Annotated in this window: 16 protein-coding genes; 10 read left to right on the forward strand and 6 right to left on the reverse strand. The window is 60.9% G+C overall.

Features of this window, described 5'->3' with window-relative positions:
- Complete coding sequence (locus PMI21_RS20395) at nt 1-396, reverse strand: DUF2784 domain-containing protein (protein ID WP_007936003.1); 396 nt, start codon at nt 394-396, stop codon at nt 1-3.
- A gap of 60 nt (nt 397-456) precedes the next feature.
- Nucleotides 457-1332: a 4-hydroxy-tetrahydrodipicolinate synthase gene (gene dapA / locus PMI21_RS20390; protein WP_007936005.1), complete on the reverse strand. Its 876-nt coding sequence runs from the start codon at nt 1330-1332 to the stop codon at nt 457-459.
- A gap of 379 nt (nt 1333-1711) precedes the next feature.
- Between dapA and PMI21_RS20385 the strand changes: the two genes are divergently transcribed.
- The 3 genes from PMI21_RS20385 to PMI21_RS29690 all read left to right on the forward strand — a co-directional run bounded on the left by PMI21_RS20385 (nt 1712) and on the right by PMI21_RS29690 (nt 2941).
- Complete coding sequence (locus PMI21_RS20385; protein WP_007936007.1) at nt 1712-2410, forward strand: AzlC family ABC transporter permease; 699 nt, start codon at nt 1712-1714, stop codon at nt 2408-2410.
- A complete protein-coding gene (locus tag PMI21_RS20380; RefSeq protein WP_162830927.1) occupies nt 2410-2721 on the forward strand; it encodes an AzlD domain-containing protein in 312 nt (103 codons plus the stop codon). The genes PMI21_RS20385 and PMI21_RS20380 overlap by 1 nt, the downstream gene beginning before the upstream one ends.
- A gap of 61 nt (nt 2722-2782) precedes the next feature.
- The gene (locus PMI21_RS29690; protein ID WP_007936009.1) at nt 2783-2941 is read left to right on the forward strand and encodes a hypothetical protein; all 159 of its coding nucleotides are present in this window, start codon (nt 2783-2785) and stop codon (nt 2939-2941) included.
- A 52-nt stretch (nt 2942-2993) separates the two neighbouring features.
- On the opposite strand, the gene PMI21_RS20375 is transcribed toward PMI21_RS29690, so the two are convergent.
- From PMI21_RS20375 to PMI21_RS20365, 3 genes are read right to left on the reverse strand one after another with little or no spacing between them, the layout of a single operon-like run.
- Nucleotides 2994-3707, reverse strand: a complete 714-nt coding sequence (locus tag PMI21_RS20375; protein ID WP_007936011.1) for an ABC transporter ATP-binding protein — start codon at nt 3705-3707, stop codon at nt 2994-2996.
- A 3-nt stretch (nt 3708-3710) separates the two neighbouring features.
- Nucleotides 3711-4547 (reverse strand): ABC transporter permease, encoded by an 837-nt coding sequence (locus PMI21_RS20370; protein ID WP_007936013.1) that lies wholly within the window; start codon nt 4545-4547, stop codon nt 3711-3713.
- Nucleotides 4548-4598: 51 nt separating this feature from the next.
- Complete coding sequence (locus tag PMI21_RS20365; RefSeq protein ID WP_007936015.1) at nt 4599-5585, reverse strand: aliphatic sulfonate ABC transporter substrate-binding protein; 987 nt, start codon at nt 5583-5585, stop codon at nt 4599-4601.
- A gap of 295 nt (nt 5586-5880) precedes the next feature.
- On the opposite strand from PMI21_RS20365, the gene PMI21_RS20360 reads away from it, so the two are divergent.
- From PMI21_RS20360 to PMI21_RS20350, 3 genes are all read left to right on the forward strand, one after another.
- Nucleotides 5881-6828, forward strand: coding sequence for an ABC transporter substrate-binding protein (locus PMI21_RS20360; protein WP_007936016.1), 948 nt, complete (start codon nt 5881-5883; stop codon nt 6826-6828).
- A 187-nt stretch (nt 6829-7015) separates the two neighbouring features.
- Nucleotides 7016-7915: a polysaccharide deacetylase family protein gene (locus tag PMI21_RS20355; protein ID WP_007936018.1), complete on the forward strand. Its 900-nt coding sequence runs from the start codon at nt 7016-7018 to the stop codon at nt 7913-7915.
- 276 nt (nt 7916-8191) lie between these two features.
- The gene (locus tag PMI21_RS20350) at nt 8192-8443 is read left to right on the forward strand and encodes a DUF1652 domain-containing protein (protein WP_007936020.1); all 252 of its coding nucleotides are present in this window, start codon (nt 8192-8194) and stop codon (nt 8441-8443) included.
- Here PMI21_RS20350 and PMI21_RS20345 read toward each other — a convergent pair.
- Nucleotides 8440-9336: a LysR family transcriptional regulator gene (locus tag PMI21_RS20345; RefSeq protein WP_007936022.1), complete on the reverse strand. Its 897-nt coding sequence runs from the start codon at nt 9334-9336 to the stop codon at nt 8440-8442. The genes PMI21_RS20350 and PMI21_RS20345 overlap by 4 nt on opposite strands.
- 129 nt (nt 9337-9465) lie before the next feature.
- On the opposite strand from PMI21_RS20345, the gene PMI21_RS20340 reads away from it, so the two are divergent.
- The 4 genes from PMI21_RS20340 (at nt 9466) to PMI21_RS20325 (ending at nt 12975) form a co-directional block, all read left to right on the forward strand.
- Nucleotides 9466-10614 carry a muconate cycloisomerase family protein gene (locus PMI21_RS20340; RefSeq protein ID WP_007936024.1) on the forward strand — a complete coding sequence of 383 codons (1149 nt, stop codon included), beginning with the start codon at nt 9466-9468 and terminating at the stop codon, nt 10612-10614.
- A 10-nt stretch (nt 10615-10624) separates the two neighbouring features.
- Complete coding sequence (gene catC / locus PMI21_RS20335) at nt 10625-10915, forward strand: muconolactone Delta-isomerase (protein ID WP_007936026.1); 291 nt, start codon at nt 10625-10627, stop codon at nt 10913-10915.
- 51 nt (nt 10916-10966) lie between these two features.
- Nucleotides 10967-11896, forward strand: a complete 930-nt coding sequence (gene catA, locus PMI21_RS20330; RefSeq protein WP_007936028.1) for a catechol 1,2-dioxygenase — start codon at nt 10967-10969, stop codon at nt 11894-11896.
- 119 nt (nt 11897-12015) lie between these two features.
- Complete coding sequence (locus tag PMI21_RS20325; RefSeq protein ID WP_007936030.1) at nt 12016-12975, forward strand: AraC family transcriptional regulator; 960 nt, start codon at nt 12016-12018, stop codon at nt 12973-12975.
- Nucleotides 12976-13012: the final 37 nt, after the last annotated feature.

Raw genomic sequence — 13012 nt, forward strand, 5'->3', positions numbered from 1 at the left:
TCAACCGGAGCGGTGGTTACTGCCTGAACGGGTCGGATGCTTCCATTGCCGGAACAGCCGCGCATAGATCAACACGTTGAGCGCCAGCACCACGCTGCCCAGTGCCAGTTGAATCGTGGGCGTCAGCCCGGCCGGATAAATGATCGGCCACACGTAATGTTCGATAAAACCGCCGCCGTAACCGGTTTGCCCGGCCGCGTGGCGCATGCGGTTTTCCCATTCGGTGAGCGGGCACGTCAGGTGGAAGACTTCCACGGTCACGCCCCATGCAGCGGCGGGCAGGTGCCACCAGATCAGGTGGCGCCATTTGAGCACCAGCAGCCCGCCGAACAGCACGAACAGAATGAACAACAAGTGAGACAGCACCAGCCCGTCGGCGGCGATCCGGTAAAACATGTCGATTCCCTGACGCGTTAGGTGAATCGCTCCATGGTACTCGGGCTGGACGCTTGTGCTCTATCGATTGCCGCCTTCAAGCGCTGCCAGTACTTCTTTCAAACGCACCGTCGTGCTTTCACTGCTGCGTTGCATTGGTGCTCGCAGTTCGTCGTGGATCAATCCTCCAAGGGCCAGGGCAGTTTTCACCGGAGCGGGATTGGGCTCGATGAACAGGCTGTGGATTAGCGGCAGCAACTGGAAGAAGGTCGTTCGGCCGGCCGCTAAACGGTTGTCGCGAATCTGTTGATACAGCGTCACGAACAGTTCGGGATGAACATGGGCCGAGGCGGCAATCGCGCCTTTGGCACCCAGGCATAGTGCGCCGAAGATCTGATTGTCCTCACCGCACAGTACGTCGACGTTACCGCTGGAGAGCAGCGCGAAGGTGTTGGCTGGGTTGCCGCCACAGTCCTTGATCGCGACGATCCGCTCATGGGCGACGATCCGGAGCAGGGTCGCCTGCTCGAAGGCTATGCCGGTGCGATAGGGAATGTCGTAGAGAATAATCGGGACGCTGGACGCATCGGCGACGGTCTTGAAAAAGGCTTCGAGGCCGGCCTGGGATGGGCGGATGTAGTAGGGCGGCGGCACCAGCAAGCCCGCCAGGGGACGTTTCAGGATTTCGCTTTGAAATTGCAGCAACTCGGTTTGGTTGTTGCCGGCCAGGCCCATCACCACGCGTTCTGGCGGAACCTGTTCCAGCACCGCATCGAGCACCGCCAGTTGCTCGTGTTTACCCAGCGCCGCGGCTTCCCCGGTGGTGCCGCAGACCACTATGCCATCGACGCCTTTTTCCAGCAGATGACTGACCAGCCGTCGCAGCCCGGCGAAGTCGATCGCGCCATTGTGAAACGGCGTAACGATGGGAACCCAGATACCTTGAAACGATGACATGCACTTTCTCCTGAAGGTTGACCGATTTCGTCACCGTCAGAAGCGTAGAAGGAAGTCAGCAAGAGGAGAGGTGTCCGCCGCGCTCAATGTCCTGTCAGCTCATCTGACGGGACAGCGCGCCCCGGTCACATGAGCGACTGTTTCTTCGATTTAGGGGCGTGCGCAACGCAACCTTGCGCCTTGGCAATCAAGCCAATGACGACAGTGTTGAGGTTGAAAGTTGCGGACATGGTTGCTTACACCCTGAATGAGGCGCCCAGTTTTAAAAGCCGACGGGGTATTTGTCAATCGTGAAGTCGTTGCAAGTGCGCAAGATTGTTCAAGCCATCGGCCATGACTGCTGGCACAGTCTGAAGTCTTTCCCTGGTTGTAGAGCGTTATGTCCAACTTACTCATGCCGCGCAGTGCATTCCTTCGTGGCGCCGCGGCCATCATGCCGTTGTCCCTGGCGACCGCGCCCTGGGGATTGCTGGCCGGTTCCATGGCCATCGAAGCCAACCTCACGCCCCTGCAAGGCCAGGGGCTGTCGAGCATCGTGTTTGCCGGCGCGGCGCAATTGGTCGCCATCGGCATGCTCAAGGGCGGCGCCGGGGTCTTTTCGATTCTGTTGACCACGTTGCTGCTGACCTCCCAGCATTTGCTGTACGGGATGAGCATGCGCTCGGTGATTTCCCCGCTGCCGGGCCGCTGGCGTATCGGGCTGGGCTTTTTGCTCACCGATGAACTGTTCGCCCTGACCAGCCAGCATGACAAACAGCAGTTCAATCGCTGGTACGCCTTGGGTGTGGGCCTGACGTTTTACATCGCCTGGAACCTCTTCACCCTGGCGGGCATTGTGCTGGGCAGCAGCATTCCGGGCCTTGAACACCTGGGGCTGGATTTCTCCATCGCCGCGACCTTTATCGCCTTGATCACGCCGGTGGTGCGCAACGTTCCGACAGTGGTTTGCGTGGCGGTCTCGCTGTTCTGTTCGGTGCTGTTCAGCTATTGGCAATGGGGCTCGGCGCTGGTGCTGTCGGGGTTGGCGGGCATGACTGCAGGGTTTATCTGCAACAAACTCTACGTGGGGCGCACATGATGGTCTGGGCTGTGATTATCGGGATGGGCCTGCTGGTGTTCCTGAACCGCTACGTATTTCTCGAACCTCGGCTGCCGGTGCGCTTGAGCAGCAATGCCCGGCAGTTCCTCGGTTTCGCGGTGCCGGGCATGCTCACCGCCATCTGCGGGCCGATCGTGTTCATGCCTGACAAACAGTTGAACCTGCAGTGGGATAACCCCTACCTGATCAGTTCGCTGGTGGCCGTGGGCCTGGTGCTTTACACCCGAAATACTCTGCTCAGCATGTTGTTGAGCATGGGCTTTTTCTTTTTGCTGCGCTGGTGGCTCTGAGTCGTCCGACGCGAAACTGTTCTACGCTTAACGGATGATCCCTTGAGGACGGGAGGTGGACATGGCCACTGAACCAAAGCGTCCGGACCTGGATGAAGACACCGATGAACCAACGGAGGAAGAAATCGAGCGGCAGAAGCGTTCGACGCCGCACTGGAAGCACCCCGACGACGGTAAAGAGTTGTCGGACCGCGACCAGGAGCGCCCGCTGAAGCCCTGATCGGTTTGCACAGACCCCAAAGCCCCGCCATGGATAGCGGGGCTTTTTAGTTTCAGATGACATGCGCCCGCTGCAACTCGGTCAACGACAACGCTTTCAGCCGCGCGAGCAAGGGATCGCGCCGGTCACGGGGATGCGCCAGTTCCACCGCCAGTTCCTGACGAATGCTGCTGGGGCGGTTGTCCATCACCAACACACGGTCGCTGAGGTACAGCGCTTCATCGACGTCGTGAGTCACCAGCAGCAGGGCGATGGCGTGGCGCTCGGCCAGTTGCAGCAACAGGTCCTGGAGCTTCATCCGGGTGAAGGCGTCCACCGCGCTGAAGGGTTCGTCCAGCAGCAAAACCTGCGGCCGCGAGTAGAGGCCGCGGGCGATGGCGACCCGTTGCGCCATGCCGCCGGAGAGCGCTTTGGGCAGGGCCTGGGCGAAACCGCTGAGGCCGACTTCTTCGATCAGTTGCGCGACCCAGGCCTTGTCGTAATGGCTGTCGGCACTGAAGCCGATGTTTTGCTCGACCGTCAGCCAGGGCATCAGCCGCGGTTCCTGAAACACGAAGGCGACTTCACCGGCGTTATTGCGCAGCTCCCCCAGGAAGTCTTTTTCCAGGCCGGCGACGATCCGCAGCAAGGTGCTTTTGCCGCAGCCGCTGGGGCCGAGCAGGCTGACGGTTTCCCGGGGCTGTAATTGCAGATGGATGTTTTTCAGGACGGTGGTGGCGGCGAAGGTTTTGCGCTCGACGCGAATGTCCAGCAAGTGTTCGGTCATGGCTCAATCCTCTGCGCTTTGGCCGTTGAAGGTGTCGCGCCAGGCCAGAAAGCGTTTCTCCAGGCCCGCGAGCATGCCGTCGCTGAGTTTGCCCAGCAGCGCCAGGACCATGATTGCGGCGAGCACGATGTCCGGGCGTGACGTTTCGCGCCCGTCGCTGAGTAAATAACCGAGGCCCTTGGTCGCGGCGATCAGTTCGGCGGCCACCAGAAACATCCAGGCCAGGCTCATGCCGCTGCGCAACCCGGTGAACAGACCGGGCAGGGCGGCGGGCAGCAGAATCCGCCTCACCAGTCGACGCCGGCTAAAGCCGTACATCTGCCCGACTTCCACCAGTTTGCGATCGATATCGCGGATCGCCGCGACGCCGTTGAGGTACACCGGAAAGAACGCGCCAATGGCGATCAGGACAATTTTCGAGGTCTCGTCGATACCCAGCCACAGCAACAACAGCGGCACCCAGGCCAGGCTCGGAATCGAGCGCAGGCCGGCGAAGGTCGGCTCCAGATACGCTTCGGCTTCACGGCTCAAACCGACCCACGCGGCGAACACCAGCGCCAGGCTGGCGCCAATGACGAACCCCAGCAGCACCCGCAGCAGGCTGGCGCTGATGTGCTTCCAGAGCGCGCCTTCGGCGAGGTCTCTTAACGTCAATGCGATGTCGCTCGGGGCCGGCATTTGGTAGGACGGCAGCCAGCCGATGCGCACGACGAACTCCAGCACGAGGACGATCAGTACTGGCAGGGCCAGGCCTTTGAGGCGCAATTGCCAGGCGTTGCTCAGGCGGCGCGGCGCGGGCAACGTCAGGCTGGCGGGCAGGTCTTTGCTGTTGCTGGTCATGGGCGTTCTCCAGTGACGACGAATCCGCGCCAGGCGCGGATTCGACAATCGTTACTGACGGGCCACAGTTTCTTTGAAGCCGGTGTCGATCAACTGATCGATCACTTGATCGACATTTACCCCACGGCGAACCAGTTCTTCGGAGACCAGAATCGGCGCGGCAGCCTTGGAGGCGATCACATCCCGAGCGCTCAATTGCGGGCTGCTCAGATCGGTGCGTGACAGTTGCAGCCTGGCCACTTCCAGCGGCAGACCGGACTCGGTGGCGAGCAACTTCGCCAGTTCGTCAGGGTTTTTCACCGCCCATTCGCGCGCTTTTTCGTAGGCACTCAGCACGGTTTCGATGGTTTTCGGATGTCCTTTGGCATAGGTCTCGGTGACGCTGACCACGCCGTAACTGTTGAAGTGGGTGTTGCGGTACAGCAGGCGCGAACCGGCCTGCACTTCGCTCGCGGCCATGTGCGGATCCAGCCCGGCCCAGGCGTCGACCTCACCTTTCTCCAGTGCGGTGCGACCGTCCGGATGCTGCAAGTGCACCAGCTCCACATCGTCCTTGGTCAGGCCGGCCTGTTGCAGGCTGCGCAGGGTGAACAGGTACGGGTCGGTGCCTTTGGTCGCGGCGATTTTTTTGCCTTTGAGGTCGGCCACGGTTTTGTACGGCGAGTCCTTGCGCACCACCAACGCCGTCCACTCGGCGCGGCTGTACACGTAAACCGATTTGATTGGGCTGCCGTTGGCCCGGCTGAGCACTGCGGCGAGGCTGGCGGACGAGGCGAAGTCGACGCCGCCGCTGTTGAGGTATTCCAGCGAACGGTTGCTGCCCTGGCTCAGCACCCAGCTGACTTTGGTCTGTGGCAGGGCCTTTTCCAGAAAACCGAAGTGCTTGAGCACCAGGCTGACCGGCGAGTACCAGGCGTAGTCCAGATGCACTTCGGCGGGCGACGTTTCAGCCGCCTGGGTGAAGGTCGGCAGGCTCAGGGCCAGAGCGCAGGCGCTGAGCAGATACCTGACGTTGGCAAAACGGAAGATCGGTTTCATGGGACAGCTCCAGGCAAGGCGGCGAAATTCTTATTTCCGAAAAATCATTTTTCTTGAGTGCGTCCTGCGTAATGGGAATATTGCAGGCTCTGTGCCATGTCCTGGAATTGCCGGTTTATCAGGGGTTGGGGCGGATGACGGGGGATCGGAGTGCACCGGGGAAAACAGTCTGTTGAGTCACTGTTGCTGGGCAGACACCGACTGTTCCCGGTCATGAGCTTATGCACAAATAGAATTTAATACGGTATCTGTAAGAGCGTTATGGTCTATAAAAATGACGTTCCAGGAGCCCCCGATGAACCTGTCCCGATTCCTGCGCGGTCTGTTGACCAGCGCCTTGTTTGCCGCGCCTTTGAGCTACGGCGCCGACCCCGTGGTGTTGCACGTCGGCGATCAGAATTACTACAACATTCGCGCGTCGGTGGAGGCCTCGGGTGTGTTGCAAGGGGCGCCCTATACCGTCGACTGGAAGCACTTCCAGGCCGCCGCGCCACTGGCCGAGGCGCTGAACACCGGCGCGTTGGACCTGGGCTTTCTCGGCGATTCGGGGTTTCTGTTTCTGGCCGCCAAACAGGCACCAGTGAAGCTGATTGGCGTGTCGCGGCAGAACCCGGACACCATCGCCTTGCTGGTGCCCAAGGATTCGCCGGTCAAATCCATCGCCGATCTCAAGGGCAAGAAAGTCGCGTACTGGCCCGGCGCCTGGAGCCAGCAGCTGACCCTGCGGGCCCTGGAGCAAGCCGATTTGCCGGACAACTACGTCGACTTCATCAAACTGATGCCGATCGATGCGGCTGCCGCGTTGCCCCAAGGCAGCATCGACGCGTTCCCGGTGTGGGAACCGTACATTTCCCAACAGATTCTGTTCTCCGGCGCCCGGCCGATTCTCACGGCTAAAAACCTGATGCCCGGCCTCAGCGCCATCGCCGCGTCAACGCCGTCGATCGACAGCAAACGCGAAGCCATTGCCGACTTCCTGGTGCGCCTGAAAAAGGCCCGCACCTGGGTCGACAACCACACCGACGAGTACGCCGACCTGTGGGCGAAAAAGGCCAACCTTGATCAGGACGTGTCGCGTCATTGGCTGCGTCAGGCGCACATGACCGTCGGCCCGGTGGATCAGCAGGCCGCGGCGGATCTGCAAAGCACCGCGGACTTTCTGTTCAAGGTCAAGGCACTGCCGGCCGCCCTGGCCACGGCGCCGATCATCGACAACTCGTTTCAGCAGGCATTGACCCGATAACAGAAAGCCTCGAAAGTCGAAAACCGAGGGCATAACGCAAGCCGCAGGAGCGGGCGCTGGAACCAAACACTGTGTACCCTTATCCAACCTCGGCTCGCAGCGATTGGCGGGTCGATCGAAGGGATGAATGGGCGAGGGGTTTTTGCCATTAAACGTGACGGCCGCAAGGTCAGGCCCAAGGCAAAACATGAAGCAGTTGATCAAGGTTCTATCCGTATTCGCCATCGCAGTCGGCCTGTTTGGCTGCATCGCCGCGCCCATCGAAATGACGCCGCAGACGCAACAGCGCCTGCGCGCGCAAGCGCCGATCCGTTTTCTGCTGACCTTCGACGACGGGCCCAGCGCCTCCGGTTTTTACAACCCGACCGTTACCGTGCTCGACAGCCTTGCGCGCAATCCGCTGCAACCGGACATTAAAGCCGTGTTCTTCGTGCAGACCCGCGCCACAGGCGCCGGCGGCAGTGACGTGGGCCGCCAGATCATGCGGCGCGAACAGGCCGAAGGGCATCTGCTGGGCTTCCACACGGCCACGCCCCACCACACCAACCATCGCTCCCTGGACCCGGAACAACTGGAACAATCGCTGACCAATGGCAGCGCAGACATTGCAGCGATCACTGGCGCCTCGCCGATCCTGGTGCGTCCGCCGTTCTGGAACTACGACAAGCGCACCTTCGCCGCCTACCAACAGCATGGCATGCACGTACTGCTGACCGACCTGAGCGCCAATGACGGCAAGATCTGGGGCTTTAACGCCAGCCCTCGGCGGCGGGCCAATATGCTGCGGCAGCTGTCCGAAGTCCGTGAGCGTATCGCCCTTGGCGAGTTGCCGACGGTGGACGGGGTGATTCCGGTGGTGGTGACCTTTCACGACCTCAACCGCTATACCGCCCGGCACACCCGCGAATACCTGCAAATCCTCCTCGACAGTGCCAACGCCACCGGTCTGGCCACGGCGCAGAAACCGTTTTACGACGACACGACGGCGCTGCAACGGGCGGCCATGGCGCGCACCGTCAAGCAGAGTTCCGAGCCTGTTCGTTTGCCGGGAATCTGGAATTGGATATGGGATGGGGATGCTCACTGAACGACGTCGGGGGTGATTGACTGTGTAGCAGCTGTCGAGCTTGCGAGGCTGCGTTCGGCTGCGCAGCAGTCGTCAAACCAGAACTTGCGGTGCATCAGGCAAACCCCGCCAGCCGGATTCACGACTGCTGCGCAGCCGAACGCAGCCTCGCAGGCTCGACAGCTGCTACGGCGAACGCGGGCTCGCCAGCTCCTACGAAGCTCACTGGCGCATTGCGCAAGCTGAACTAATCTCAGTGGATCCAATCGGAAAACCGTCCATGGAGGGGCGTCTGTCATGGTTCCAATTGAGCAGCTTTGCCAGATTATCGAGTCCGGTTTCAAGCCGCTCTCCTGCGAATGCACCGTGAACCGCGATGAAACCTTGCGAATCAAGGTCTTCGATCACGACACCGGGCGGATTGAGCTGTTGATCACCGGTGTATCGCCCGCCGCGTTAACCAGTATTCGCGACATTTCCAACCTGATCGGCGAACTTCGCACAGAAATGCGCGCCGGTCGCCGAGCGTTCGCTGGTGTCGTGGCCTAGTTTGCAGGTCTGTCGCGCGGCAGCAGTTCATCGATCATCTGCAAACAATGACTCAACCCCGGCGACACATCGCCCACGCGCCGGCTGAGGATGATCGGCGAGGTCGCGTTGTCTTCCAGCACCGGGGTGAAGCCAATGTCGTCGCGGTGCAGCAACTGCACTGAGGCCGGTACCAGCGTCACCCCGATTCCCGCCCCCACCAGACCAATCGCCGTTTGCAGCTCGTTGGTCCATTGCGCCACCTTGATGTGCACGCCACTGGCTTCGAACAACGCGATCACGTGGTCGGCGTAACTCGGGCGCGGGTTGCCGGGGTAGAGCACAAAAGGTTCTTTCGCCAGCTCACGAAGGCTGATGGGCCTGGCGAGGAGCGGATGGCCGGCGGGCAGGGCGGCGACCAGTCGATCTTCGGTGAGTACGGTCTGCAGGATGGCCGGGTCGTCGATGCGGATGCGCCCGAAGCCGACATCGATGCGCCCGGCCTTGAGCGCCTGCACCTGTTGCAACGTGGTCATTTCCGAGAGCCCCAACTCCAGCGCCAGAGGCTCACCGCTGCGCAACCGGCGAATCAGTTCCGGCAGCACGCCATAGAGTGTCGAGGGCGCAAAGCCGATGCCCAGCCAGGTCTTTTCGCCCAGGCCGATCCGCCGCGTGTTGTCGCAGACCTTGCCCAATTGTTCGAGCAGGGCGGTGGAGTGTTCATGGAAAAACCGTCCGGCGTCGGTCAACTTCAACGGTCGGCCGCGCTCCAGCAGTAGAACCCCGAGTTCGTCTTCCAGCTGCTGGATCTGCCGGCTCAGCGGCGGTTGGGCGATGTGCAGCAGTTCGGCGGCGCGGGTGAAGTTGAGGGTTTGAGCCAACACCTGAAAATACCGCAGGTGACGCAGTTCCATGGGGCCTCCGGATGCCGAACTGTTAAATACCTTTAAGGTATCGAGTCAGACCAATTCTATATTGGCTTCCCGAAAAAAGCCGTACCAGAATCGGTTCCAGAACTTTAAGAACCTGACGGGTATCGCGACATGCTTGCAACAGCCATTGAATCGATCGAGACGATCATCGTCGATCTGCCGACCATTCGCCCGCACAAGCTGGCGATGCACACGATGCAGAACCAGACCCTGGTGATCATTCGGGTGCGCTGCGCCGATGGCATTGAGGGTATCGGTGAGTCGACCACCATTGGCGGCCTGGCCTACGGCAACGAAAGCCCGGACAGCATCAAGACCAACATCGACAAACACTTCGCGCCACTGCTGATCGGCCAGGACAGCGGCAATGTGAATGCCGCGATGTTGCGCCTGGAGCGCAGCATTCGTGGCAACACGTTCGCCAAATCGGGTATCGAAAGTGCCTTGCTCGACGCCCAGGGCAAGCGCCTTGTCCTGCCGGTCAGCGAACTGTTGGGCGGACGGGTTCGCGATGCGTTGCCGGTGGCCTGGACCCTGGCCAGCGGCGACACGGCCAAGGACATCGCTGAAGCGGAAAAGATGCTCGACCTGCGCCGCCACCGGATCTTCAAGCTGAAAATCGGCGCTGGCGAGGTTAATCGCGACCTGGCTCACGTTATTGCGATCAAAAAGGCCTTGGGCGATCGCGCCAGTGTGCGGGTCGATGTCAATCAGGCCTGGGACGAAGCAGTCGCTCTGCGGGCCTGCCGGATCCTCGGCACCAACGGCATCGACCTGATCGAACAACCGATCTCGCGCAATAACCGCGCCGGCATGGTGCGCCTGAATGCCATGAGCCCGGCGCCGATCATGGCCGATGAATCCATCGAATGCGTGGAAGATGCCTTTAACCTGGCACGGGAAGGCGCCGCTTCAGTATTCGCTCTGAAAATCGCCAAGAACGGCGGCCCGCGCGCCGTGCTGCGAACCGCCGCGATTGCCGAGGCGGCCGGTATCGGCCTGTACGGTGGCACCATGCTCGAAGGCGGCATCGGCACGCTGGCCTCGGCCCATGCCTTTGTCACGCTGAACACTTTGAGCTGGGATACCGAGCTGTTCGGCCCGTTGCTGCTGACCGAAGACATCCTCAGCGAGCCATTGGTCTACCGCGATTTCCAACTGCACGTCCCGTCAACACCGGGGCTGGGCCTGAGCCTGGACGAAGAGCGCCTGGCGTTTTTCCGCCGGGATAAGACATCCACTGCCGTTCATCAAGCCTGAGGAGGGCATCATGCTGTTTCACGTAAAAATGACCGTGAATTTACCGGTCGACATGAACCCGGAGCGCGCTGCTCAGCTCAAGGCCGACGAGAAAGCCCTGGCCCAGCGCCTGCAAGAGCAAGGTAAATGGCGTCATCTGTGGCGCATCGCCGGGCTCTATGCCAATTACAGCGTGTTCGATGTCGACAGCGTTCAGGAACTGCACGACCTGCTGATGCAATTGCCGCTGTACCCGTACATGGCCATCGAGGTCAACGCGCTGTGCCGGCATCCTTCTTCCATTCGCGAGGATGACCGCTGAACCCCGCCTGTTCAGTTCGCTACGCTAATAATTACAAGATGAGGATCCACCATGAACGTCAAGATTTCCCACACCGCCAGTGTCCAGAAGTTTCTCGAAGAAGCCAGCGGCCTGCTCAACGAAGCCGGCGATCCGCGGGTCAAAGCGCTGGTTTACCGCATCCTGCGCGATTCGGTAAACATCATCGAAGACCTGGCCGTGACCCCGGAAGAATTCTGGAAAGCCGTCAATTACCTCAACGTGCTGGGCGCGCGGCAGGAGGCCGGTCTGTTGGTGGCCGGGCTTGGTCTTGAGCATTACCTCGACCTGTTGATGGACGCCGAAGACGAGCAGGCCGGCAAATCCGGCGGCACCCCGCGGACCATCGAAGGGCCGCTGTATGTGGCCGGCGCGCCGCTGTCGAACTTCGAGGCGCGGCTGGACGATGGCGTCGATCCGGGTGTGGTTCTGTTCATGCAAGGCCAGGTGCGCAACACCGCCGGCGAACCGCTGGCCGGGGCGGTGGTGGATGTCTGGCACGCCAATACCGGCGGCACCTATTCGTACTTCGACACCACTCAGTCCGAGTTCAACCTGCGTCGCCGGATCGTCACCGATGCCGAGGGCCGTTATCGCTTCCGTAGCATCGTACCGTCGGGCTACGGTTGCCCGCCGGACGGTCCGACCCAGCAATTGCTCAATCAACTGGGCCGTCATGGCCAGCGGCCGGCGCACATTCACTTCTTCATTTCGGCGCCGGATCATCGTCACCTGACCACCCAGATCAACCTCGATGGCGATCAGTACCTGCATGACGATTTCGCCTACGCCACCCGTGACGAACTGATCGCCAAAATCACTTTCAGTGACGATCCGCAGCGTGCGGCGGCCCATGGTGTGAGCGGTCGTTTTGCCGAAATCGATTTCGATTTCACCCTGCAGTCGTCCGCCCAGCCCGAGGAGCAGCAACGCCACGAACGGGTCCGCGCACTCGAGGACTGATACCCTCGACCAGCCGAGCCGGGCCACGAGATAACCGACCGTTTATCTCGTGGCCTTCTGTGTTTCGGCCAGTTCCCTAGAATGGCGGCGCCACTGATAACAACAATGAGAGTGAACCGATGATGCAAGCGCAATTGTTGAGTCATCGCAGCAGAGTCTTCGACCATGCCGACCCGTATGCGGTGTCCGGCTACGTCAATCAGCACGTTGGCAACCATTGCCTCCAGATGTCCAGGGCCGGCCGGCCGCTGGCGAGCCTCGATCATCGCAAGTTCGCCAGCCTCGACCTGTGCCGCATCAGTTATGGCGCCAGCGTGCGGGTTACCTCCGGCGCGCTGGACAGCATCTATCACTTGCAGGTGTTGCTGCGCGGCAACTGCCTGTGGCGTGGCCACGGTCAGGAACATTACTTCGCGCCCGGTGAGTTGCTGCTGATCAACCCGGACGATCCGGTGGATCTGACCTATTCCAGCGATTGCGAAAAATTCATCCTGAAAGTCCCCACCCGGCTGCTGGAGTCGGTGTGCGAGGAGCAGCGCTGGCGGTATCCGGGGCAGGGCGTGCGGTTTCTGGAGAACCGTTATCAGCTCAATCAACTGGAAGGCTTCGTCGGTCTGCTGGCGATGATTTGCCAGGAGGCGGAAGCCGCCGAGCCGATTCCCCGCGTGCAGGAGCACTATGCGCAAATCGTGGTCAGCAAGATGCTCGGCCTGATGAAGACCAACGTCATGCGCACCGATCCCGGTTCAGCCTCGGCCACGTTCGAGGCGCTGGTCGATTACATCGCCTGCAACCTCAAGCAAGACATCGACAGCGAAGAACTGGCGCGCCAGGCACGGATGAGCCTGCGTTCGCTGTATGGGCTGTTCGAACGCAATGCGGGGGACACGCCGAAAAACTACATCCGGCAGAAGAAGCTCGAACGCATTCACGCCAACCTGAGCGACCCGACCTGCAACGTGCGCAACGTCACGGAAGTGGCCATGGATTACGGCTTTCTGCACCTGGGCCGGTTCTCCGACAGCTACCGCAAACAGTTCGGCGAATTGCCTTCCGACACCCTCAAGCGCCGTCACTGAAACACAGACTGTGTAGCAGCTGCTACGGGAAACGATC

The organism is Pseudomonas sp. GM18 (assembly GCF_000282195.1).
Classification (GTDB): Bacteria; Pseudomonadota; Gammaproteobacteria; order Pseudomonadales; family Pseudomonadaceae; genus Aquipseudomonas.

Coding starts and splice junctions, on each gene's coding strand:
- PMI21_RS20360 (WP_007936016.1), top strand. CDS start 5,881: ATGAACCTGTCCCGATTCCTGCGCGGTCTGTTGACCAGCGCCTTGTTT.
- PMI21_RS20375 (WP_007936011.1), bottom strand. CDS start 3,707: ATGACCGAACACTTGCTGGACATTCGCGTCGAGCGCAAAACCTTCGCC.
- PMI21_RS20355 (WP_007936018.1), top strand. CDS start 7,016: ATGAAGCAGTTGATCAAGGTTCTATCCGTATTCGCCATCGCAGTCGGC.
- catC (WP_007936026.1), top strand. CDS start 10,625: ATGCTGTTTCACGTAAAAATGACCGTGAATTTACCGGTCGACATGAAC.
- catA (WP_007936028.1), top strand. CDS start 10,967: ATGAACGTCAAGATTTCCCACACCGCCAGTGTCCAGAAGTTTCTCGAA.
- PMI21_RS20345 (WP_007936022.1), bottom strand. CDS start 9,336: ATGGAACTGCGTCACCTGCGGTATTTTCAGGTGTTGGCTCAAACCCTC.
- PMI21_RS20340 (WP_007936024.1), top strand. CDS start 9,466: ATGCTTGCAACAGCCATTGAATCGATCGAGACGATCATCGTCGATCTG.
- PMI21_RS20365 (WP_007936015.1), bottom strand. CDS start 5,585: ATGAAACCGATCTTCCGTTTTGCCAACGTCAGGTATCTGCTCAGCGCC.
- PMI21_RS20380 (WP_162830927.1), top strand. CDS start 2,410: ATGGTCTGGGCTGTGATTATCGGGATGGGCCTGCTGGTGTTCCTGAAC.
- PMI21_RS20370 (WP_007936013.1), bottom strand. CDS start 4,547: ATGACCAGCAACAGCAAAGACCTGCCCGCCAGCCTGACGTTGCCCGCG.
- PMI21_RS20385 (WP_007936007.1), top strand. CDS start 1,712: ATGTCCAACTTACTCATGCCGCGCAGTGCATTCCTTCGTGGCGCCGCG.
- PMI21_RS20325 (WP_007936030.1), top strand. CDS start 12,016: ATGATGCAAGCGCAATTGTTGAGTCATCGCAGCAGAGTCTTCGACCAT.
- dapA (WP_007936005.1), bottom strand. CDS start 1,332: ATGTCATCGTTTCAAGGTATCTGGGTTCCCATCGTTACGCCGTTTCAC.
- PMI21_RS29690 (WP_007936009.1), top strand. CDS start 2,783: ATGGCCACTGAACCAAAGCGTCCGGACCTGGATGAAGACACCGATGAA.
- PMI21_RS20395 (WP_007936003.1), bottom strand. CDS start 396: ATGTTTTACCGGATCGCCGCCGACGGGCTGGTGCTGTCTCACTTGTTG.
- PMI21_RS20350 (WP_007936020.1), top strand. CDS start 8,192: ATGGTTCCAATTGAGCAGCTTTGCCAGATTATCGAGTCCGGTTTCAAG.